Source organism: Musicola paradisiaca NCPPB 2511, assembly GCF_000400505.1.
Taxonomy (GTDB): Bacteria; Pseudomonadota; Gammaproteobacteria; order Enterobacterales; family Enterobacteriaceae; genus Musicola; species Musicola paradisiaca.
Window position 1 is genome coordinate 1591090 of sequence record NZ_CM001857.1, and the last position, 22221, is coordinate 1613310.

Consider the following 22221-nt stretch of genomic DNA (forward strand, 5'->3'; position numbering starts at 1 on the left):
GCGAATGGCGAAAATCCGCGCAGTCGCACCGGCGACGTCATGACCCGGCGTGATGCAGCGATCGGTGTTGTGCATCTTTGCGGGTGATCGGTTGGATCCGCGCCATCCACATAAACAACGCGCCGATGATGGCCAGCGTCGCACCCAGATACAGGGCGTATTCATATTGCCCGGTCAGGTCGATGATCAGGCCGGAAAAAACCGGCGCGAGAATACCCGCCGTGGTGCCGAATACGCCGTTGAGCCCGACCAGCATCCCGGTATTGCGACGAGAAAACACCATCGGAATCGAGAAGTGCGCACCCATGGTGAAACACAGGAAAAAGTTGGAGGCCGAGATCAGCGCCGCGGCATTCCACAGGCTGTTGGCGCGGGTGCCGAGGATCAGAAATATGCCGGCCAGCAGCAGCCCGACCATCGGGGTCAGCTTGCGGCCCGCGCTCTGCCCCAGCCGACGAACCGCGCCGTCCGTCACCACGCCGCCCAGCGGATAGGCGAGGATGGCGACCAGATACGGCAGCATCGACAGAATGGCGCTCTGTTTCAGGTTGATGCCGCGTCCCATGGCGAAGTAGGTGGGCAACCAGGTCATAAACAGGAAAAACAGATAGTTAGTGCAGAAGTAGCACAACGAGCAGCACCAAACCGACGGTGTGGAGAGAATATCGCGCCGGGTGATGGGGTGCGCCTCATCGTCGGCGGCATGCGCGTCAGGTTTTTGCCCGGCGTCGATGTAGGCCCGTTCCGTCGGGCTGATGTGGCGGTCTTGCTGTGGGCGATTGCTGCCCATGCGCCACCACAGCAGGCACCAGACGAGACCCGGCGCCGCCAGCAGATAGAACACATGCTGCCATCCCCAGGTTTGAATAATCCAGGCGGCGATCACCATGGCGGCGGCGATGCCGGCCGGACAACCTATTTGCAATAACCCGGTACCCTTGCCGGATTCGTTGCGAGTGACCCAGTTCGACAGCAACGAAAAGTTGGCCGGCACCAGCAGACCTTGCCCGATGCCGACCAGAATACGCAGCGCCATCATGGTGCCCAGCGTGGTGCCGAGCGGTGTCAGAAAGGTGAAGATGGCCCACCACAGCGTGCCGGTCATCAGTACGATGCCGCCGCCGAAACGGTCGGCGAGCATGCCGGCCGGCAGCATGGTGATGGCGTAACCGATAAAGAAGGCGGTGGAGACCCAGCCGAATTGGGTGGCGCTCCAGCCGTATTCTTGCATCAGCGCCGGGCCGCACATGGACATGCCGCTTCGGGCTACAAACATGACGAAATAGTCGATGATCAGCAGAACGACGATACCCCAGCGTCGGTTTCCTATTGATGTGCTCATGATGACTCCCGCGTGAAATCAGGAATGGCCGCCGATGGCGACCACTGAGATGAAGACATGTGACCTGAAGCGAGAGGGGGAGGACGGATGTACGGATGACCGCAGGGGGAAGCGTTATCCCCGCAGGCGTCGTTTACCCGAGATGCCCCGCCAGCCCGTTCAGGCGGACGGCATTACGCGCGTCATTGGGCACCACAAAACGGCCCCGGTATGGTTCGCCGGGGCCCATGGGTGCGTTATTTGATGACGCCCTTGCTTTCAATCAGCGGGCGAGCGATGGTGAGGCGCTGCACGGTGCGCGGCCCTTCTTCGAACCACAGTGCGCGGGCGTCGCGGTACATGCGTTCTACCGGGCCGTAGGGGTTGTCTTCGAAGTAGCCGATACCGCCGAAGATTTCCAGACAGCCGTCAGAAACGGTGCGTACCGTATCGATGCCGTGCAATTTACACATGGCCGAGACCATTTCGATGTCTTCGCCGCGGTCGAACTTACGGGCGCAGTCTTGCAGCATGACACGCAGCGCGTGCACCTGGGTGCCCATATCCGCCAGCGTCTGCTGAATGGCCTGACGCGCGGTCAGCGGTTTGCCGAAGGTGACGCGATCCTTGGCGCGGGCGATGGCCAGTTCCAGGAAGCGCTGGGACATACCCAGACAGGTGACGGCAATCATGGCGCGGGAGTGAGCCAGCGCGTTCATGAAGATATCCAGCCCGTCGCCTTCTTTGCCCATGATGTTGTGAGCCGGGACTTCGCAGTTTTCAAACCGCAGGTAGGCGTGACCGGCGCCGCGGCAACCCATCATGTGCGGCATCGGGTCGATGTAGTAGCCCGGCGTGTTGGTTTCCACAAAGAACGCCGTCAGACCGCCTTTCTTGCGCTTGTTCTCGTCAGTAACGGCGATGACATAGGACGCATCGGAGATATCGGTGTGGGAAATCAGCGTCTTGGAACCGTTCAGGATGTATTTGTCACCCTTGCGTACCGCAGTGGTGCGGATATCCGCGCCGGAACCGCACCCGGCTTCGGTCAGGGCGAAGTTGATGTAGGCGTCCTTATTGGCCAGCTTCGGCAGCCATTTGGCCCGCAGATCCTGGGCGCCGTGATCGTAGAGGATACGCCAGTTCAACCCGTTGGCGTGGTGCAGGTTCATACGCATGCCACCCGGGCCGCGGCAGAACTCCTCCATGACGGAAAAAAATTGTTCGCAATTAAGCCCCATGCCGCCAAATTCTTCCGGGATCGCCAACCGGAATAAATCATTCTTGCGGCAGACATCGTAATAGGCATCCGGAAATACATTCGTCCTTTCCACTTCCAGCTGTAATTCCTCCAGATCATTTTCAGTGACCCGGCGGACTTTTTCCTTCAGCTCTGCCAACGCGCGTTCTGATAATATTGCCATATACTTGCCTCTACGTATTATCAATTAACGATAAGTACAGGAGCAATAAACCACTGACCCGTGATATTTCGAATCTAGGTTGGGGCGACGGTATTGATTTCCCTTTCTTTTAATTCGTATTTCACGGATGTGAATAACAGGTTAAATGATGAGGTGGCATCATTTTTTCATGGTTTATTACCTCCATTTGGTTGAAAGAAGTATAAGTACGGCGCGGAAATTCAAACCATTGACATTTGGCTCATAACGCTGGATAAATCGAACATTTATTTATTTTTATTTTAAAATCAATATATTATGTTTTAGTGTTGGCCTTGTTTTTGTGTGTGGTGATTATTTTTTGGGAGCGGGCTCAAACTTTTAATTCGTCGGGAGAATTCGCATAAAATAAACATGGGTGGTGTATTTGTTATAACGTGTTTTTGGGGTGTCTCATGTAAGTTGAAATAATTGCCGTGTTCGTTTTGTCCTATTGATTATCAAAAACGTCTATCCTGTATTCGTGCTGTCTGTTTTATTCTTGGTTCTGAAAATAAGCGTATTTAATTCATTTATTTTTTAATGCTGTTTATCGACAGATTCGACGTGTGCCGGGAAATAATCATGCCCTGTGCGCCAACCAATAACGGGAGGCATCATGGATTTTGCGTTAAGCGAAGAGCAGGAGTTGCTGCTCGCCAGCATTCGGGAACTGATCAGCCGTGATTTTCCTGAATCCTATTTCAAAACATGCGACGAACAACACCGGTTCCCCCGCGAATTCTTTACGGCGCTGGCCGACAGCGGCATCGGGTTATTGGGGATTCCCGAAGCGCTGGGCGGCGTACCGGCGGATATGACGACGCAGATGCTGGTACTGGCGGAGATCGCCCGCATGGGGGCACCGGCCTATATCATGACCGAAGGGCAGTGCATCCATAACATGCAGCGTTTCGGCAATGCCCGGCAACTGGCCATGACGGCGGAGGCCGGGCTGACCGGCGTGCCGGCCTATTCGCTGGCGTTCACCGAACCGCAGGCCGGTTCAGACAATAACCGCATCGCCACCACCTACACCCGCAAAAACGGCAAGGTCTATCTCAACGGGCAGAAAACCTTTATCACCGGCGCCAAAGATTTGCCCTATATGCTGGTGCTGGCGCGCAATCCGGAACCGGAAGATCCCAAACGCTGCTTTACCCTGTGGTGGCTCGACCCGAACTCCCCCGGCGTCAAACGCAATGACTTGCACAAAGTCGGCTGGCACATGATCAGCAACTGCGAAGTGTTCCTCGATAATGTGGAAGTGTCGGAAGAGGACAGGGTCGGCCGCGAGGGCTGGGGCTTCATCCATATGATGGAAAACTTTGATATCGAACGACTGGTGATCGCCGCCCATTCGCTGGGGGTGGCGGAGTGCGCGTTTGAAGATGCCGCCCGCTATGCGAATCAGCGCGTTCAGTTCGATAAAACCATCGGCCAGTTCCAGCTGACGCAACTCAAGCTGACCCAGATGGCGATCAAAATCCAGAACATGAAAAACTTTGTCTACCGTGTGGCCTGGGAGTGTGACCAGGGGCTGCCGATGCGGCAATCGGCACCGATGTGCAAGCTTTACTGCGCCCAGTCCGCCTGCGAAGTGGTCGATGATGCGATGCAGATCCTGGGTGGGCTCGGCTATACCAATGACAGCCGCATCTCCCGCTTCTGGCGCGATGTGCGGGTTAACCGTATCGGCGGCGGCACCGATGAAATCATGGTGTATATCTCCGCCCGCCAGATCCTGAAGCAGTATGAGGGGTAGCAATGACAGCGGTGTCTCAGCGTAAGGGGAGCGAGGAACCGGCCTCTGCCCGGCGCAGTACCCGGATCCGCAACAGTACCAAACCCGCCTTCAACACCCCTGCGCCGGCGTTTTACCGCTGCGATCACTGCCATCGGCTGGTGATCGCGGTGCCATCGACATCGCCATCATCGTGCGCGTCCTTCGCTTGTTGCGGCGCGCCGATGACGGCGCTGGCGCTACAGGATGCGGATGCTCCGCTGGCCGCTTTGCACCAGCCGCACATGACGGTTTCCGGCGGTTTCGACGCCAACGTGCTCAGCGTGACGGTGGGCGAGCCGCCGCACCCGATGGCGGTGGAACATCATCTGGAGTGGATTTATCTCTACACCTTCCAGGGTGGACAACTGAAATTCCTTAAACCGGGCGGTAAGCCCGGGGCGACGTTTTCACTGGCGGATGATGACGCTTATGTGTACTGCGATCGTCCGGTGTGTAAAGGCAGCCGCTGCAAGTTTAACTGCAAACGCGGCTTCAGCGCGTTTTGCTATTGCAGTCAGCACGGCCTGTGGCGCTGTACGTTTTAAACCCGAGGGATGACGCGCGACATGGCGCGGCAATGAGCGGCAAGGCTGCGACTGCCGTTTCCCCATCGGGGAGGCCGACTGGTGAGGATGATACTCATCACAGATTGCAGCGCTGGCGCTTGAGTCGGGCTCGGTGAATCGCTATAACAGCCGCTAAAGGACGTCATCAGGGCAACCTGAGCGAAACCTGATTCCCGTCATGTTGTTATCAGCATGGCGGGAATCAGGTTTTTTTTGGCTTTTTCATGCAAGGACGAAAAAACCGAGCGTCAATGGTGAACAAGGGGATAACCATGAATACTCAATCTCTTGCCCGAGACCTACTGAGGTTGGTGGGCGGCGAGGACAACGTCGCCACGCTGGTGCATTGCGCCACGCGCCTGCGGTTTACGTTGCGTACCGCCATCAGCCCAATGGATGTGTGTGAGATCGAAGCGCTTGACGGGGTCGTGACCACCGTCAACAGCGCCGGACAGTTCCAGGTGGTGATCGGCAACCGCGTTCCCGAGGTGTATCGGGCGTTCGGCGCTATTTCCGGCCTGTTGAATGATAGCCCCGGCGACCGCAACACGGCGGGGACGTCAACCGGCAACGGTTCCGTGCTGGGCAAATTGATCGACCTGGTGTCCTCGATTTTTACGCCGTTGTTAGGCGCAATGGCGGCGGCCGGGGTGCTGAAAGGGGTATTGGCTATCGTGCTGGCGCTGGGGTGGCTCAACGGCAAGGACAGCACCTTCGTCATTCTGCATGCGGCTTCCGACAGCCTGTTCTATTTCTTGCCGATGTTGCTGGCCATCACCTCGGCACGCAAGTTTGACACCAATATTTTCGTCGCGGTCTCGATCGCCGGCGCGCTGGTCTACCCGACCATCCAGGGGTTGTTCGACGCCGGCCGTGCGGTGACATTCCTCGGCATGCCGGTGGTGATGATGAAATACACCTCGTCGGTGTTGCCGATCATTCTTGCCGTGTGGGTGATGTCCCACGCCGAGCGCTTTCTCAACCGACGGATCCATGAAAGCGTGCGCAATATTCTGACACCGTGCATGTTGCTGGTGGTTATGGTGCCGCTGACGCTGATGACGATCGGGCCGGTAGGCATCAGCGTCAGTAAGCTGGTGGCCTCGGTATTCGTCACCATTTATGAATTTAACCCGATTCTGGCCAGCGCGCTGATTGCCGCGGCCTGGCAGATTTTGGTGATTTTCGGCGTGCACTGGGGGTTTGTCAGCGTGTTTATCAACGATCTGTCGGTGATGGGCCGCAGTTTCCTTAAGGCATCGTCCAGCCCGTCGGTGTTTGCCCAGTCCGGCGCGTTGCTGGCGGTGATGCTGCGCACCCGGGATACCAAGCTGCGGGCGCTGGCGGGAAGTACCTTCGTGGCGTCGTTGTTCGGCATCACCGAGCCGGGGGTCTACGGCGTCACGCTGAAATTGAAAAAGCCGTTTATTTGCGCCGTGATTGCGGCGGCGATTGGCGGCGGGGTGGTCGGGTATGCGAAGAGTTCGGCGATTTCGATGGGCATGCCGAGCCTGCTGACGCTGCCGATTTTCTACGGCGATGGGTTTATCGGTTTCGTGCTGGGGTGCGCCATCGCGTTTGGGGTCAGCCTGGTGTTAACGCTGCTGGTGGGGTTTGAAGACAGCAAACCGGCGGCGGAGACGGCGGGCGAACCCGCGATAACGATGCAGCCGGCGCCGGCGCGCAAACGCGCCGCGGTGGCCGAGAATCTGGGCTTGCCGATTCAGGGGGAAGTCATTCCGTTGAGCGCGGTGGATGACAAGGTGTTTTCCTCCGGTATCGTTGGGCCGGGCGTCGCTATCCGGCCGCAGGAAGGCTGCGTGTATTCGCCGCTGGAGGGCCAGGTGGTGAATGTCTATGCCAGCGGACATGCGATTGGGCTGCGTTCCCGTTCCGGCGCCGAAGTGCTGGTTCACGTCGGCATCGACACCGTGCAGTTGGAGGGTCGTCATTATCGGATGAAGGTGGCGCAGGGTGAATGGGTCAGCCGAGGGCAGTTGTTGCTGGAGTTTGATCTCGCGGCGATAAAGGCCGCCGGTTATGACACCACCACGCCGGTCATCGTTATCAATGCCGACGATTATCGCGCCGTTGACTACCCCATGGCGCCGCAGCCGAAGGTCGGCGAAACCATTATCGCGTTATCCTGAAGGGGTGACGTCGTGTACTGGCGAGATGACTGTGATGAAAGTGGAAAAAGTGCTCAGCAATAACGCAGTTCTGCTTCTCAATGAAAACGAGGAGGAGATCGTCGCGATCGGCCGGGGAATAGGTTTTGGGAAAAAACCGGGCGATCGCGTTGACGCCAGCCAGATAGAGAGCCAGTTCGTTAAAAAATCAGCCGGACTGACCGAGGTATTGTCCCGCCTGTTGGCCGAGATCCCGCCGCAGTATCTGGCTGTCGCCCAGCAAATCATCACGCTGGCGCAACAGCGGTTGTCCATCACCGTGCAGGATACGTTGTTCCTGTCGCTCAGCGATCACATTAACTTCGCCATCCAGCGGCATAAGCATGGCGTGGAAATCAGGAATTTTTTGCTGTGGGATATCAAGCGTTTTTACGCACCTGAATTTGCCGTCGGCAGGGAGGCATTAGCGCTGATTGAAGAACGTCTGGCGATCCCTTTGCCGGAGGATGAAGCCGGATTCATCGCGTTGCACCTGGCCAACGCCAGAAATAACAGTGATATGCAAAGCACGATGCAAAGTGCCGCCATCATCAAGGATGTGCTGACCATCCTCAAGTATGACCTGCGTATCACCTATGACGAATCATCGCTGGATTATCAGCGCTTTGTGACGCATTTGAAGTTTTTTGCGCTGCGTTTGCTCAACCGAAGTACGGTCACGTTTGCAGACGACAGCATCTATCAGGGCATCAGGGAATTGATGCCCAAAGCCTATGCCAGCGCGATCAAGGTGAATGACTATGTTGAAAAACACTACCAGTGCCCGCTGACGACGGATGAAATCATGTTTCTGACCATGCATATCAATCGTTTGCGGGGGCGTTGAGGCCATTGGTCGCGCCGCACCGCACCGGTGCGCGGCCAGGTTTTCAGGTGCTATCGTCCGCAGGGTATCGAATGTGAAGGTCGCACCGGTTGCGGGTCAGGTTTCCTGCGCGGGCGGGCTTGAGACGGCCGTATGGCGAAGCGACAGCTGTTCGGTTTATGCGGCGGCGAGGTGTGCCGCCGAGGAAAGATGTCAACCGCCGGTCATCGACAACGTGCCTGTTGTATCGATGGCGGCGTCATGATGAGGAGAATCTCGATGCAAAAAACATTTCCGGACGGGTTTTTGTGGGGCGGCTCTATGGCGGCCAATCAGGTGGAGGGCGCCTGGGACGACGCGGGCAAGGGGGTTTCCACGTCCGATCTGCAACCGCAAGGCGTACATGGCCACGCGGTTGAGCGTGCGAATCGGCCCGCCAATATCAAGGATGTCGCTATCGATTTTTATCACCGCTATCCCGAGGATATTCAGCTTTTCGCCGAAATGGGGTTCAAGGTGCTGCGTACCTCGATCGCCTGGACGCGCATCTATCCCAACGGGGATGAGACTGAGCCAAACGAAGCCGGGCTCGGTTTTTATGATCGGCTATTCGATGAGATGATCCGTCACGGTATCCAACCGTTGATCACGCTGTCGCACTACGAGATGCCGTATGGGTTGGTGGAGAAGTATGACGGTTGGGGCGGCCGTGAGACGATCGCCTGCTTCGAACGTTATGCGCGCACTGTGTTTTCCCGTTATCGCGATAAGGTGAAATACTGGCTGACCTTCAATGAGATCAATATGGCGCTGCACGCGCCCTTTACCGGTGTCGGGCTGCGGGGCGAGCGGACGAAACAGGCGATTTATCAGGCTATTCATCATCAGTTGGTGGCCAGCGCACGGGCGGTGAAAGCCTGCCACGAAATCATTCCCGATGCGAAAATCGGCAATATGTTGTTGGGCGGCGTGCGCTACCCCATCACCTGTAAGCCGGCGGATGTGTTGAAAGCCCAGAGCGTTAACCGCGAATGGCTGTTTTTCGGCGATGTACAGGCTCGGGGAGCTTATCCGAACTGGATCCAACGCTATTTCCGGGAAAACGATATCCATGTGCAGATGACGGAACAGGATAGCGCCGACCTGCGGGAAACCGTTGATTTCATTTCCTTCAGTTACTACATGAGCGGCTGTGCGGCGGCGGAACCGGAGCAATACCCCACCTCGCGGGGCAATATCATGAAGATGATCCCTAACCCGCATCTCGCCAGTTCCGAATGGGGTTGGCAGATTGACCCGGAAGGGCTGCGTTACCTGCTCAATGAATTGCACGACCGTTATCAGAAGCCGCTGTTTATCGTTGAAAACGGCCTGGGTGCGAAAGATGTGCCGCAAGCCGACGGCACTATTCATGACGATTACCGCATCCAGTATCTGAAGGAACATCTGATTCAGGTGCGGGAAGCGATTGCCGACGGCGTCGATCTGCTGGGCTACACCAGCTGGGGGCCGATCGATCTGGTCAGCGCCGGGACGGCGCAGATGTCGAAGCGCTACGGATTCATTTACGTCGATCGTGACGACGACGGGCAGGGAACGCTGGAACGCCGCCGCAAACAGAGTTTCTTTTGGTATCAGCAAGTGATTAAGAGTAACGGCGGCAGTTTGGCGTGAAGGGCGTCGGCAATGCGCTTCGTTAGCGGTTCACTGTGCCGGGCGTCGTGCCGTTTTGCGGTGATGAGCGGTTAACCGCACACCTTGTTGCTGCCTGCCAGACTGGCATTGTTACCGGCTAAGCACCGCGCCTTGACCAATGACAAAGCGGCCCGATTATTCATCCTTTTATAATCGGGCCTGTTTTTTCTCACGGGTGTGTAGCATGGCTTATCAACTGAATCTTAACTGGCCTGAGTTTCTGGAAAAATACTGGCAGAAACAACCGGTTGTATTAAAAAATGCCTTTCCGAACTTTGTCGATCCGATTACGCCGGATGAACTGGCGGGGCTGGCGATGGAAGTGGAAGTCGACAGCCGTCTGGTCAGCCATATCAATGGCCAGTGGCAAGCCAGCAACGGGCCGTTTGAACACTTTGATGACCTGGGCGAGAGCAATTGGTCTTTGCTGGCGCAGGCGGTCAACCACTGGCATGCGCCGTCGGCGGAACTGGTGCGTCCGTTTCGCGTACTGCCGGACTGGCGTCTGGATGACCTGATGATCTCGTTCTCGGTACCGGGCGGGGGGGTTGGGCCGCATATCGATCAGTACGATGTGTTTATCATTCAGGGCATGGGCAGCCGTCGCTGGCGCGTCGGCGATAAATTGCCGATGCGGCAGTTCTGTCCGCATCCGGCGCTGCTGCATGTCGACCCGTTCACGCCGATCATCGATGCGGATCTGCAACCGGGCGATATTTTATATATTCCGCCGGGTTTCCCGCACGACGGCATTACTCACCAAACCGCGCTCAACTATTCTGTGGGCTTCCGTGGGCCTAACGGCAGGGATTTAATCAGCAGTTTTGCCGACTATGCGCTGGAAAATGACCTTGGCGGCGAACATTACAGCGATCCTGATTTAACCTGTCGGGCGCATCCTGGGCGGGTTGAGGCGTATGAGCTTGAGCGCCTGCGCGGGATGATGATCGAGATGATTAATCAGCCGGAGGACTTTACGCAGTGGTTCGGCCGCTTCGCCACGACGCCGCGTCACGAGCTGGATATTGCGCCGGCTCAGCCCCCCTATGCCCCGGATGAAGTGGCTGATGTGTTGATGTCCGGCGAAGCGCTCACCCGCCTGAGCGGGCTGCGGGTGCTGCATATCGACGACAGCTTTTTTGTGAATAGCGAACGCTGGGAGACGTGCGAGCCGGATGCGGCGGATGCTTTGTGCCGCTACACCACGCTCGGCCAGCACGAGTTGGGCGACGCGCTGCGCAACCCGGCGTTTATCGCGGAGCTGACCGGGTTGATTAATCAGGGTTACTGGTTTTTTGACGAAGAATAATGCTGTTTAGCGTAGCTTCCGGGGACGCGCATGGCGTGCCCGGAGGCATCCTTCCCGGTGGCGATGCGTGGCGCTAATACCTTGGATCGTCATTTGCCCCCGGCTAAATCGATAAAGTTTCCAGTGACGTAGGATGATGCATCCGATAATAGCCAGGCGATCGCCTGAGCGACTTCGTCAGGGTGCCCACCCCGTTTCATCGGTAAATTATCTTTTACCCTGTCTACCCGGCCAGGTTCTCCACCCGCTGCGTGCATTTCCGTATAAATGAATCCAGGCCGAACCGCATTGACTCTAATACCCTGAGCGGCCACTTCCAGGGACAACCCAATCGTCATGGTATCCATCGCGCCTTTTGAGGCGGCATAGTCAACATATTCAAATGGAGATCCTAATCGTGATGCGGCAGATGACACATTCACAATGCCTCCACCGTGGCCACCATATTGGAATGACATGCGCTTAATGGCTTCTCTGGCACAGAGAAAGCTGCCAATAACATTGGTTGCGAATAAGGTATGCAAACGTTCATAGCTTAATTGATCAAATGTCGCTTGAGGCTGAATGATGCCAGCATTATTAACCAGCCCGGAGACTCTGCCGAGATCCTGGTCTATCTGCTGGAACATATCGGTAATTTGTTCTTCCGATGATATATCGACGTGAAAAGCAGTCGCGTGCCCACCTTTTTTCTTGATCTCATTGATAACGTCTACTGCGTTATCCTTTCTTGTTCGGTAAGTAATACAGACATGATGCCCTTTCTCCGCCAGACAAAGCGCCGTGGCACGCCCTATGCCGCGAGACCCTCCGGTAATTAACGTGATTTTTCGGGACATGCTGCTGCTCCTCCTGGTGTATGTTTTTTCTATTATGCGTTCAGTGAATACGAATAAATAAAATAATCAACGATATACGCCCTTCCTGCAACCCGAATTATTTAGGGTATAGCAGCGAAAGCCGTTACATCATTGTGAGTACCTTGATTAAGCATCTACCCCGTATCAATAAATTCGATAGCCATATCGAAATTATTTGATAGAGGGGGGCTTTGAATTGTTTTAATAATAGTAACGCCAGCAAGATTGAATATCAAAAATACGAATGCTTCTTTCCATTACACGGAATAAGGCAATTGTAGATATTTCAAGTATGGATATTTCCAATCAATGGTTTGGCAGAAATTATTGGGTTTATCAGCAATTAAGATTGTCGGTTCATGGCGTAAGATATGTGAAATCGACGAGCTAGAAGTAAAAATAAGAATAGGGAGTATAAATGTTTATTCGGCCGGGTAAATTAACACAGCACGTCGATGTGCAGGGGCGTGAAAATGCGACACCTCTGGTGCTTCTCCATTCGCTGGGGACAGATTTGCACCTTTGGGATTTCTAAACCGCCAAAGCAGCATAAAATAACCCAACGGCTTAAATATCAATCTGAGAGAGTCGATATAAGATGCCCAGCATTACGCTCTATACGTCTGCAAGCCATCGGTTAGATGCAGATTCTTTTGCGGAATTTTCAACTGTCTTAGCCCGTCTCGCCAAAGAGATATTGAACGCGAAAGAAAATAATATTCACATCAGCTACCTCACCGCAGAGATAGGTTTTGGCACGCCAGTCTATTTCGAAGCAAGGCTCAGGCAGGACATTTTCCGAACCACGTCCGTATTGAATGAATTTATGCACCAGGTTGATTTATTCATTTAGGAGAAAACAGGCGTCACGGCGCGAATTCGCTGTTTCTCTTTTGAAGCAAATCATATTTATGCCAAGAACTAAGGAACAAATAATGAGTACCGATTTTCCAACCAGAGATCTCGGCGATATAGAGGTTACAGCAATTAGCGATGGATATTTGCAAATCGGTTTTGGAATGCTTTCCAATGTTGATGAGGACGAATGCGAAACCATTCAACGCAAGGCGAAAGTGAATGAACTCAACGAAGTTCATATTAATACCTTTCTGGTTCACCGGAAGGGGAAAAATATTCTTATTGATAGCGGGGCAGGCGGTGTTAAGGGGTGGGGGGGCAGGCTGATATCCAATCTCGCCAGGCTGGATATACAACCTGAGGATATTGATGCTGTTCTTCTGACACACGCACATCCGGATCATATGGGTGGATTATTAAGCGCAAAGGGTGAGGTTGTATTTGCTCATGCTGAATTGATCATAAATAGCGATGAGTTTAATTATCTGGAAGATGATGAAAGTTTCGCGGTAGTGAATGACCGGGTAAAGGGTAATTTCCTGTTAGCGCGGAGTATATTTAAAAAGTATCAGAAAAGTCTTCGTCCGATCGATAACGGCGAGGTGTTTCCTGGTATTTTTGCTACCCCGCTGAAAGGCCACACGCCGGGACATACAGGGTACCGGATTGAAGGGAGTCGAGATAGTCTATTGATTTGGGGTGATATTGTTCATTTCCCACATATTCAATTACTGAAACCGGAGGTTGCAATCGCCTTTGACTATGATCCTCACATGGCGGCAGAGACACGTTCCCGCATCCTTGATGTCATTAGCTCGGACAGGATCTTGGTCGGCGGTATGCACTTTGGCGAGCAAGGCTTTGGTTATATTGAAAAGCGTAAATCCGGATACGGGATCGTCAATGTTGAATAGTTAACACTATAGATAGAACACTCTACTCTGAAAATATCGATTACCTGACTCGTTTGATATCTCTAATAACCGCTATTACACAGCCGGGGATCCTGAAAAACTGAACTCATTATTCCTTTGAGTTTAGTGCTATCCAGATAAGGTGAATCGGTACGGTAGACAAGCTCTATGTTGAAGTCATTAAACTGACCACAGAGTTCATGAATTTTTATCTTATTTTGTACCTCGCCACTGATCGAACAACGTAATACTAACGATACGCCCTTACCGGCAGCAATGCTGGAAAACAACACGGGATAAGAGCCACATTCGACAATCCGCTTAGGCGTGATATGCCCTTCATTGAAGAGAACATTATAGTTGCGGGTCGTGGTGGCGCATTTTTTACTGCTGAGTAAAAAAACTTCACCATCCAGACTAGAGATATCTTTAATTGTCGGGTAGTTCTTTCCGGTAATAATAACCAGCTCGCTGGAGAGCAATATGGAACGTGTATGTTGCGTGTTTGAAAAACCCGCTCCAATGATTACTGCATCAAACTCATTTTGGTCAAAGGCATTGAGCAAATTTATGGTGTTCCCAATCGAAATATCGATGTTCCAACCTAAATTATGGCCCAGCTCGATCAGTGAACTAACAATATAAGGGGGTAAACATTCGATGATGCCAATTCGTATATTGAGTTGGCTATTTTTTGAATGGGAAATGTTTTTTTTACAATCATCTGCCAGGTTTACTATTTTCAGCGCGTAGTCATACAGTATTTTCCCTTGCGCAGTCAGTGAGCACCCGTCTGTTTTTCGATCTAATAAGGTGACATCCAGGTTATCCTCCAGGCTTTTGATGCGGTGGGAAATACTTGATTGTGCTCGATTAAGACGCTCGGCGGCTTGGGTTATGTTCCCTGTCTCCACGACTGTTACAAACGCAAGAAGTTCACTCAGCTTCATTTGGGGCCCCGTGCTTAAAATTAGTTCACCGTGACAACAATTTATTTATATTCTGTATGATTAAATTTGTCACTATGTTTAACCTCTAATTCTGAGAGGCAAATGCAGATCATGTGTGGCCTTCTCATGGACGTATCAGTATTATTTGTTGTCAAACAATTATTCATTCTGAATTGCCAACGCTAACACCAGACTCTGCTTATTTTTGTCTCTGTCACTCATGTATTCTTCCCCCGTTCTATCCATCATCCCAATAGGAATAGTGGCAGGGTATCAATATTTTCGATGAGCACCTCGATTTTATTCATTGGTCTTTTATTACCATGATAATTACGCTTTTAGGAGAGGGAAGGCGTAATTTAAGATGAATCAATAAATTGTCTGTTTCTATTTTCTGCATATCAGTATCACTGTTTCCATGACGTGTAATTTGAAAAATGCATTCAACCGTGACGGTATGCGGCTGATGGCCGGCGCTCAGTTCAGCAAGCACCGCGTTCTCCCGTTGTCGCCAGCCCCGAAGAAGTGCTGATGCTTGGCTTGCCTGCCTAATCTCCGCGCTATCGTCTCTATCAAGTATGCTACGCCTGCATCGATGACATACGGGATTGAGTATCATGATTAATGCCAGCAGCTTATTCATAGCGTCTTGCTGCTGGCAGGTATCGATCCGCATTGAATAGAAATCGTTGAAAAGAGCAACAATACTGCTGAAGCTTCCGCACGCTTACTTTACCGGATGGTGCCCCTTATTATCTGAACATGAAAAGAATAAGCGCTGTTATTCCATTCACGTCGAATGAAAAAGCCTGCCGGGATAACCGGCGAAAACGGGATATCCGGAAGGACAAAAAGCGGAATGTCGGTGCATGGCTGGCGTGAACAAAACGTACCTGACTGAAACGGATATCATCACTACCTTTATTCTGCCGGCGGTTAAGGAGGCTGGCTGGGATGATGTGGCTAAAATCCGTCAGGAAGTGAAATGGCGTGATGGCAAGGTTGTGGTGCGCGGCAAATTGGCCTCACATATTAAAGGGTATTGGTCAACTAAAACCGGCCATCGCTTTAGCGTTTTTCCAGTATCGATTTTCCGATTGGAGTTGCCCCTGCTGAAACGAGCACAGTTAAATTTTGTGAAAACATTCGGTGTTGAGCCAGATATGTTCAAAAATATTTAAACATAATATTCTTGCTCATCGCTGAGGGGATTTTTCTGTCAATTGAGCGAACTATTATTAATATAACATCCGCTGTTGGTACTACCCGATTCGCACAACACATTCAGACAGTTTTGAGTGGAAATCAGATCAGATTTGATTTTTAACATCTGTATCTTGGTAATTACACGAATACAATGCTGTCCGGATGATACGTGATCTTATCCTGCTTGCTGGCAAAAGATCGACTTATTCAACAACGCCGTGGTGTTGTTCAACACGCGAGTGTGTGTCCTGTAATTCGAATTATTTAACATATAGAAATAACTTTTGGCATTGTTTTTGGCGGCAATTTAAACAATGCTTGCATACCGAAATAATGACAATGTGGCGCTAGTGATAATAACGCCGGGATTTATTTATAAATGCTCTATTTTAGCGATATTTCCCCGTCCGATACGGAATTTTATCTTTGGGCTGTATTCCCCTTGTGTTGGTGTATTTTTTTCCCTATAAAGATAGGGTGTTGGTGTTAATCGTAAGCCGAGCGATTACGTGAACCAGGGAACGTGCAGGGAGCTGGCAATGCATCCAATGTATCGACTCATGGATTTGAGTTATCAGATTCCGGTTTGGCCATAAATAAAGATGTATTCTAAATAATTCGAATTAAGGACACACGCTCGTGTGTTGAGCAACGCTATGCGTTGGTTTTTCAGAGCAAGGTTCATTATGTGCCTTGTGATGAAGCAACTGATTGAATCTATATGATTTTACTCAGATAAGTGATACGAGTGAACGGCAATGCTGCCGGGCGCAGCGTTGAACGCAGTTTACCGCGGCCCCGCAGGTGCGAGGTTCAGGGATGGGCCGAGTAATAAAGCCAATGCACCTGCAACTTGAAGTATGACGGTATCGAAAGGCAGTGGTTTTGTTTAGGGAACAGATTGTATTGAAATACTGATCTCGGAACAACATCCAAACAAACGCTATTGGCTTTAATGGAGGTAATACCCAATGATTCAGGGAAATGAATATATAAAGATTGTATTATACATCGCGTTATTTTTGATTATTCCAGGGCCGACCAATACATTGCTTTTTTGCTCTGGTTATACTCAAGGTTTTGTTAAAAGCATAACGTTGATTTTATCAGAATGGCTTGGATATCTATTGGCAGTCTCTGCATGGGGGCTGTTGTTTTCCTATTTAGCTCAACATGGAAATGTGATGCTGGTCGTCATTAAATTTTGCTCGGCATTTTATGTCGCTTATTTGGCGATAAAAGTGTGGCGATTTTCGCTTCATCAAACCAGCGGCAAAATCACGTTCAGTACAGTCTTTATCACAACCTTACTTAACCCCAAGGCCTTTTTGTTCGCTGATTCCATCATCCCTCCAACGGCTTTTATATATCAGGATAGTTATATTTATGCGATGCTCTGTTTGTTGTTGGCATTGTTGCCAATTTCTTTTATCTGGGTTTACTCCGGCACGTTGATTAATCTCAGTGACGCTTCAAGTCAATACAGATTAAAACCAACGTTGTTTTATCGCGGTGCTTCACTCGTCATCTCTCTCTTTGCTGCTTCAATGTTTTATAAATCAGTGTCAATCATGTTTTAGTGAAGAGCGGGTTTACAGCCGTCAGCTTGAGGTTGCCGCTTTTCGGAAAATTGTCGGCCAATAACCCGATAAGCGGTTTGACCACAAAGCGCGGAAAAATAAAAGCAGTGGCTGATTCCGCATTTTTTATGTGTCCAGTTCGGTGGGAGATCGCCAGGAATAGCGAGTGAACTGATATTAATTGCGGCCAAAAGGTCGATTTATTCAATAAAGCCCGGTGGTCAATATTTCCTTATTTTGGGGGAAGGTGTGCTGCATTGACTTAATTGCTGAATAGTCTGGCGATGTTTTGTTTGACTTCCTGCTGAAAAAAGGTCTTCTCATGCATGATAACTTCCTGCGCGGTGTATTCTGGTAATCTGGCGCGAAGATGCTGAGTCAGATGATCTTTTAACGTGATGAGGGACGTCCGTGGTTTTTTAACCAAATCTCTGGCCCTGGACAAGGCCGCTTCTGCAACCTGTTCTCTTGGGTAAACCGGGAAAGGAATTCCTCGCTGCTTCAATTCTTCACCCCGATAGTTATTACCCAGCATCAGCATCTCTTGTCCCAGAGCCAGTCCCAGCTTTTCGGGAACAATAAGTGTTCCGCCCATGCCGGGAGTGAAGCCATATTTCATAAAATTGGCGGTATAAATACTTTCCTGGCTCATAATTACAAAGTCGGCAAATAGCCCCATCACCAATCCACCTCCGACAGCGTGCCCCTGCATAGCGGAGATGACCGGAATCGGGCACTCCAGAGGTAAACTGTAAATGTTGGTATCTGTGAATTTTCCTTTTCCTGCCTGTAAGGCAAACAGGTCTTCCTGTGTTCCTCCTGTAGCAAAATAACTGTCGTAACCTGTCAGAATGACCGCTTTGTATTGTTCTGACGTTTCGATATGTTTGAACGTCTGGATCAACTGTTGGATCAATGCGCGGGAGAATGTATTTTTATAGACCTTGTCCTGCATTTTTATGTGGGCGATTCCCGGTTCTATTTCCTGAAACTCAATGACATCTGTGGACATTTCGTTATGCCTCCCAAGGGTATTTTCCCGTTTGGATGTAACGGGATATTTTGCCGAGGTTTTCCTGATCGGAAAAAATTTCCACATTCAGTGCCAGGGCTGCGGATTTCTGGTCACGGGTGATAGTATCCAGCTCACTCATATATGATTTGTAGCGGGAAATAGCTCGTTTTGATAAACAGTTGAGCCGTTGTATATGCTTTTTGAGGATCAATTCACTGTCGTCACCGTAATCGTCAACCAAGCCCCAGTTGTGAGCTTGTTCTGTTGACACGGGTTTGGTCATTAACGTCATATAGTGAGCTTTTTGTTTTCCTATCTTGTGTACCAGAAAGGGAAGTACACAGGCCGGAAGCAAACCGAACAACATTTCAGACAGGCTGAACATGGCTTTCGTGTCTGCAATGACGATATCACTGGCAGCAACGAAACCTATCCCTCCAGCGTTGGCTTTACCTCTGACATGGGCGATGCTGATATAAGGCCCGCTCATCATATCTTGCCAGACGTCATAAAGGATCTCTGGATCCTGGGGGCGACCACCACTGCTGTTTCCGGCAATGTTGCCTTGTTCTATTGCCTGCAAATCAGCGCCAAAGCAAAAGACTTCCGGTAATCCTTCAACGACTAAAATACTGATTTTATCCCGGTATCGTCGGATAGCTTCCCGGCACTCTATGGCAAAGTTTTCATTGATGGTGTTATTGGCTTCAGGTCGGTATATCTGCAAGTACAACACGGATCCTTCCTGTCTCAACCGGATTGTTTGATAAGATGACATTGTCAGACCCATTCATATTCACGATGAAATTCGTTGATTCGGCTCAGTACGAGATGATGAGCCTCCTGGGAACCTGAATGGATCTGGGGAAAGCTGTCCAGATCCAGCGTGACATTTTTGATTCCAAAGCGAACCCACTGGTTGCCGTAAAGCAGCGCGTCATATTCACTCATCGTCAGTTCGCGGCGTCTGTCAAGCTGAGCCCCGATTTGCATCTGTCTGACACGCTGGCCGCTTTCAGGGGTAACGACGCCACTGAAAAATTCAGAACAACATCCAGAACCGTAAGAAAAGCACCCAATCCGCTGCGGGGATTGAATATCTGCATGTGACAGGGTGCTGAGCAGAGACAGTGCTAATGTTGCCCCCATAATATTCCCGACGCGCTGGCAATAAATCAGCCCAGGGGTCACGCGACGATTAAAATCGGCTTCTGTATCCTGAGGAGTGGCGCGAACCAGTTTACGCATCATGTTACGGTGAGCGCCTTTGACCATTCCACCAAAGGGGGTATGGAACGCCAGATAACCAAATGTGTTGGCATAATCAATGCCGGCAACGCGTTTTTCGTACTCCAGATAGGCTTTTTCACAGCATTCCAGATAAGCCAGTAATGACAAATCCGAATCACCGGTTTCTTTATCCGGGACAGGTCTGCATGTATCCATCACTTCATAACCGTAATAGCCGTTTGCACCGACATCGATCTGAAAAACGTGGGGGGTGTCGCTGACCAGCATGGCAACAGCGCCGGAACCACCGCTCGGCTCGGCAAAAGACCAGTCCTGGCTGGTGTGGTCGCCGTTTTCTTCTTCCAGAATAAAGCGCGTCATATCTGTGGCAATAACTAAAGCTTTGCTGCCGGGCGATGTCTGGGAAAGGATGGTATTGACAGCCATTTGCAAACCGGCAACGCCAGAGTAACAAGCTGTTTTCAGTTCGAACAGACGACAGTTTCGTTTTAGCCCCAGATAGTGGTGAACATAGGTACTGATTGACTTGCCGAAGTCGATTCCCGATTCGGTACAGGTGATCAACAGTTCAATGCTGTTTTTTTCCGCCTCACTTAACGCATCCAGAATAGGTTTTGCTGCATTGACGGCAAAGCTGACCGGATCTTCACAAGGCAAACTCACTGTTTTCTGCTTCATCAACAGATTGTCAAAACGGGACATGTCTAGCTGGCGATGTTGCGCCAGATCTCTGACATTAATGTAGCTTGTACCGCAAAAGGCGTTTATCGCTTCAATGCCAACGGAAATCATAAGGTCCCTCTTTCGTTAGATGTAGGTGAAATGGATGAGCCGCTATGAGCTGGCATGCTCCAACACGACACAGGTATTGATGCCGCCGAAACCGAAGGCATTATTCAACGCGACTTTGATTTCCTGCTGTTGAGCATGTTGCCCGACAAAACGGCATTCATTATTGATGGGGGTTTCGAGGTTCAAGTTTGGATGAAGAAAGCGCTCTTTCATTTGTATCAATGTTGCTACCGCTTCTACGGTAGCGGCGGCATACAGGCAGTGCCCCGTGAGGCTTTTGGTTGAATTGAGCCAAATCTGTCGATGATAAGAACCAAAAACATGCTTGATGGCGGCGATTTCAGTTTCATCCCCCATCAGTGAACTGGTGCCATGCGTATTGATATAGTTAACCGCATCATAGGGGCAACTGGCGGTCAGCAGTGCCTGTTGCATCACCCGGGACTCGCCTTCACCGCTGGGATTACTGCCGCGATTAGCATCCAGACAGATACTGCCACCAAGAATTCGCCCCCAAATCGGTGCGTGGCGTTCACGGGCGCTTTGTTCATTTTCCAGCAACAGGCAGGCACACCCTTGACCGTAAACAAATCCTTGTCGATCCTGATCAAAAGGGCGGCAGAGCTGCGTTGGGTCACTCGCGTCGCTTTGGGTTAGCAGGGCACCGCTGTTTTTGAATGCCTGTATCTCTGGAGGGGATAAATCTGCCATGGCTCCGACGACCAGACAGCATTGGGTGATGCCTGATGCAACTTGCCTGTATGCCTGGATAATGCCGGAATTTCCACTGGCTGACGCACCGCCAACCGTACAGCCTTCTCCACGGATGGTTAAAAGCTCACTGAGCAGGCCTACCTGATTTGTGTCCATAAAGTACAACGCATAACTGGCAGGAACGAACTCGGGGTGGTCGATAAAGGATTGCCGGATTTGATATTGATATTTTTGCTCGATGTTATGCCCGGCAATGATGATTCCTCTTTGTTCCGGAGGGTAAGGGCATTCGTCTGCAAAGGCATCACGCCAGGCTTCACGTGCAGTTGCGAGTGACACCTGGGTACTCAACGGTACTCTGGCCCCCAGGCGTAAAGCATCGCTTAGCTCTTCCTGTGTGAGAGATAAAGACGCCAATGCTGCTTTGTAGTTGTAATCAGCCAGGCTTGCCTTGATTTCTGGAAATTCGTTGGTATGCCTGTTGATCCCACTGATACCTGCTTTTAGTGCTTGAGTAAAAGCGGGTATTCCGATCCCATTTGCAGCGGCTACGCCTAAGCCGGTCACAACGACATTGTTCTTCATACGCATCCTGCTTTGACTCACTGAAAGATCCTCTTCGCCAAAAGATCAACATCGTGTTGTGGATGGCTACTGTGTTTTGGCGTGCAGGAAATCCACTAATTCTCCGATGCTTTTGAGCGCGCCGGCTTCATGGAGAGGGAAGATGAGATCAAGGGCTTCCATACTCGAGAGCAGAACATCAGCCCGGTCAATGGAATTGGCTCCTAAGTCTTTCATGCTCTGCTCCAGCGTAATGGTACTGGTATCCAGATAAGGGAGGGTTTCCTGGAGGTTATGCACGATGATATTGAAAATATGGTCTTTACTCTTGTGGCTCATATGATGCTCCTTCCTTGTATTTGACTGGCTGATTAACAATAGTTATAGGTAGAGAAAGTTATCTA

General features: G+C 51.2%; 20 protein-coding genes. 10 read left to right on the top strand and 10 right to left on the bottom strand.

Features of this window, described 5'->3' with window-relative positions; all coding sequences use genetic code 11:
- Positions 1–37: 37 nt before the first annotated feature.
- Both DPA2511_RS07200 and DPA2511_RS07210 read right to left on the bottom strand, forming a co-directional pair.
- The gene (locus DPA2511_RS07200) at positions 38–1342 is read right to left on the bottom strand and encodes an MFS transporter (protein ID WP_012765020.1); all 1305 of its coding nucleotides are present in this window, start codon (positions 1340–1342) and stop codon (positions 38–40) included.
- Positions 1343–1578: 236 nt separating this feature from the next.
- The gene (locus DPA2511_RS07210; RefSeq protein ID WP_012765021.1) at positions 1579–2745 is read right to left on the bottom strand and encodes an acyl-CoA dehydrogenase family protein; all 1167 of its coding nucleotides are present in this window, start codon (positions 2743–2745) and stop codon (positions 1579–1581) included.
- 637 nt (positions 2746–3382) lie between these two features.
- Between DPA2511_RS07210 and DPA2511_RS07215 the strand changes: the two genes are divergently transcribed.
- The 6 genes from DPA2511_RS07215 (at position 3383) to DPA2511_RS07240 (ending at position 11113) form a co-directional block, all read left to right on the top strand.
- Positions 3383–4528, top strand: a complete 1146-nt coding sequence (locus DPA2511_RS07215; RefSeq protein ID WP_012765022.1) for an acyl-CoA dehydrogenase — start codon at positions 3383–3385, stop codon at positions 4526–4528.
- 2 nt (positions 4529–4530) lie between these two features.
- A complete protein-coding gene (locus DPA2511_RS22715) occupies positions 4531–5094 on the top strand; it encodes a desulfoferrodoxin family protein (protein ID WP_012765023.1) in 564 nt (187 codons plus the stop codon).
- A gap of 293 nt (positions 5095–5387) precedes the next feature.
- Positions 5388–7265, top strand: coding sequence for a beta-glucoside-specific PTS transporter subunit IIABC (locus tag DPA2511_RS07225; RefSeq protein WP_012765024.1), 1878 nt, complete (start codon positions 5388–5390; stop codon positions 7263–7265).
- Between the two features lie 34 nt (positions 7266–7299).
- The gene (gene licT / locus DPA2511_RS07230; RefSeq protein WP_012765025.1) at positions 7300–8130 is read left to right on the top strand and encodes a BglG family transcription antiterminator LicT; all 831 of its coding nucleotides are present in this window, start codon (positions 7300–7302) and stop codon (positions 8128–8130) included.
- A 258-nt stretch (positions 8131–8388) separates the two neighbouring features.
- Positions 8389–9783: a glycoside hydrolase family 1 protein gene (locus tag DPA2511_RS07235; RefSeq protein WP_012765026.1), complete on the top strand. Its 1395-nt coding sequence runs from the start codon at positions 8389–8391 to the stop codon at positions 9781–9783.
- 205 nt (positions 9784–9988) lie between these two features.
- Positions 9989–11113: a ribosomal protein uL16 3-hydroxylase gene (locus DPA2511_RS07240; RefSeq protein WP_012765027.1), complete on the top strand. Its 1125-nt coding sequence runs from the start codon at positions 9989–9991 to the stop codon at positions 11111–11113.
- 89 nt (positions 11114–11202) lie between these two features.
- Here the strand turns inward: DPA2511_RS07240 and DPA2511_RS07245 are convergent, their stop codons facing one another.
- Positions 11203–11952 carry an SDR family oxidoreductase gene (locus DPA2511_RS07245; protein WP_012765028.1) on the bottom strand — a complete coding sequence of 250 codons (750 nt, stop codon included), beginning with the start codon at positions 11950–11952 and terminating at the stop codon, positions 11203–11205.
- Positions 11953–12571: 619 nt separating this feature from the next.
- On the opposite strand from DPA2511_RS07245, the gene DPA2511_RS21255 reads away from it, so the two are divergent.
- The gene (locus DPA2511_RS21255) at positions 12572–12826 is read left to right on the top strand and encodes a hypothetical protein (protein WP_012765030.1); all 255 of its coding nucleotides are present in this window, start codon (positions 12572–12574) and stop codon (positions 12824–12826) included.
- An 82-nt stretch (positions 12827–12908) separates the two neighbouring features.
- Positions 12909–13745: an MBL fold metallo-hydrolase gene (locus DPA2511_RS07255; RefSeq protein WP_012765031.1), complete on the top strand. Its 837-nt coding sequence runs from the start codon at positions 12909–12911 to the stop codon at positions 13743–13745.
- Positions 13746–13807: 62 nt separating this feature from the next.
- Here DPA2511_RS07255 and DPA2511_RS07260 read toward each other — a convergent pair whose 3' ends face one another.
- Both DPA2511_RS07260 and DPA2511_RS07265 read right to left on the bottom strand, forming a co-directional pair.
- On the bottom strand, positions 13808–14695 hold the full coding sequence (locus DPA2511_RS07260) for a LysR family transcriptional regulator (protein WP_012765032.1): 888 nt from the start codon (positions 14693–14695) through the stop codon (positions 13808–13810).
- 304 nt (positions 14696–14999) lie between these two features.
- The gene (locus DPA2511_RS07265) at positions 15000–15338 is read right to left on the bottom strand and encodes a hypothetical protein (protein WP_153247082.1); all 339 of its coding nucleotides are present in this window, start codon (positions 15336–15338) and stop codon (positions 15000–15002) included.
- A gap of 226 nt (positions 15339–15564) precedes the next feature.
- Between DPA2511_RS07265 and DPA2511_RS24220 the strand changes: the two genes are divergently transcribed.
- Entirely contained in the window at positions 15565–15876 is a 312-nt protein-coding gene (locus DPA2511_RS24220) for a hypothetical protein (RefSeq protein WP_012765033.1), read from the top strand.
- A 996-nt stretch (positions 15877–16872) separates the two neighbouring features.
- Positions 16873–17481 carry a LysE family translocator gene (locus DPA2511_RS07275; RefSeq protein WP_012765034.1) on the top strand — a complete coding sequence of 203 codons (609 nt, stop codon included), beginning with the start codon at positions 16873–16875 and terminating at the stop codon, positions 17479–17481.
- Between the two features lie 262 nt (positions 17482–17743).
- Here DPA2511_RS07275 and DPA2511_RS07280 read toward each other — a convergent pair whose 3' ends face one another.
- The 5 genes from DPA2511_RS07280 to DPA2511_RS07300 all read right to left on the bottom strand — a co-directional run bounded on the left by DPA2511_RS07280 (position 17744) and on the right by DPA2511_RS07300 (position 22156).
- The gene (locus DPA2511_RS07280) at positions 17744–18493 is read right to left on the bottom strand and encodes a polyketide synthase (protein WP_012765035.1); all 750 of its coding nucleotides are present in this window, start codon (positions 18491–18493) and stop codon (positions 17744–17746) included.
- 4 nt (positions 18494–18497) lie between these two features.
- Positions 18498–19286, bottom strand: coding sequence for an enoyl-CoA hydratase/isomerase (locus tag DPA2511_RS07285; RefSeq protein WP_012765036.1), 789 nt, complete (start codon positions 19284–19286; stop codon positions 18498–18500).
- Positions 19277–20539, bottom strand: a complete 1263-nt coding sequence (locus DPA2511_RS07290) for a hydroxymethylglutaryl-CoA synthase family protein (RefSeq protein WP_012765037.1) — start codon at positions 20537–20539, stop codon at positions 19277–19279. Before DPA2511_RS07290 ends, DPA2511_RS07285 begins: the two co-directional genes overlap by 10 nt.
- 42 nt (positions 20540–20581) lie before the next feature.
- Positions 20582–21838, bottom strand: coding sequence for a beta-ketoacyl synthase N-terminal-like domain-containing protein (locus tag DPA2511_RS07295; RefSeq protein WP_012765038.1), 1257 nt, complete (start codon positions 21836–21838; stop codon positions 20582–20584).
- 66 nt (positions 21839–21904) lie between these two features.
- Positions 21905–22156: a phosphopantetheine-binding protein gene (locus DPA2511_RS07300; RefSeq protein ID WP_012765039.1), complete on the bottom strand. Its 252-nt coding sequence runs from the start codon at positions 22154–22156 to the stop codon at positions 21905–21907.
- Positions 22157–22221 lie beyond the last annotated feature (65 nt).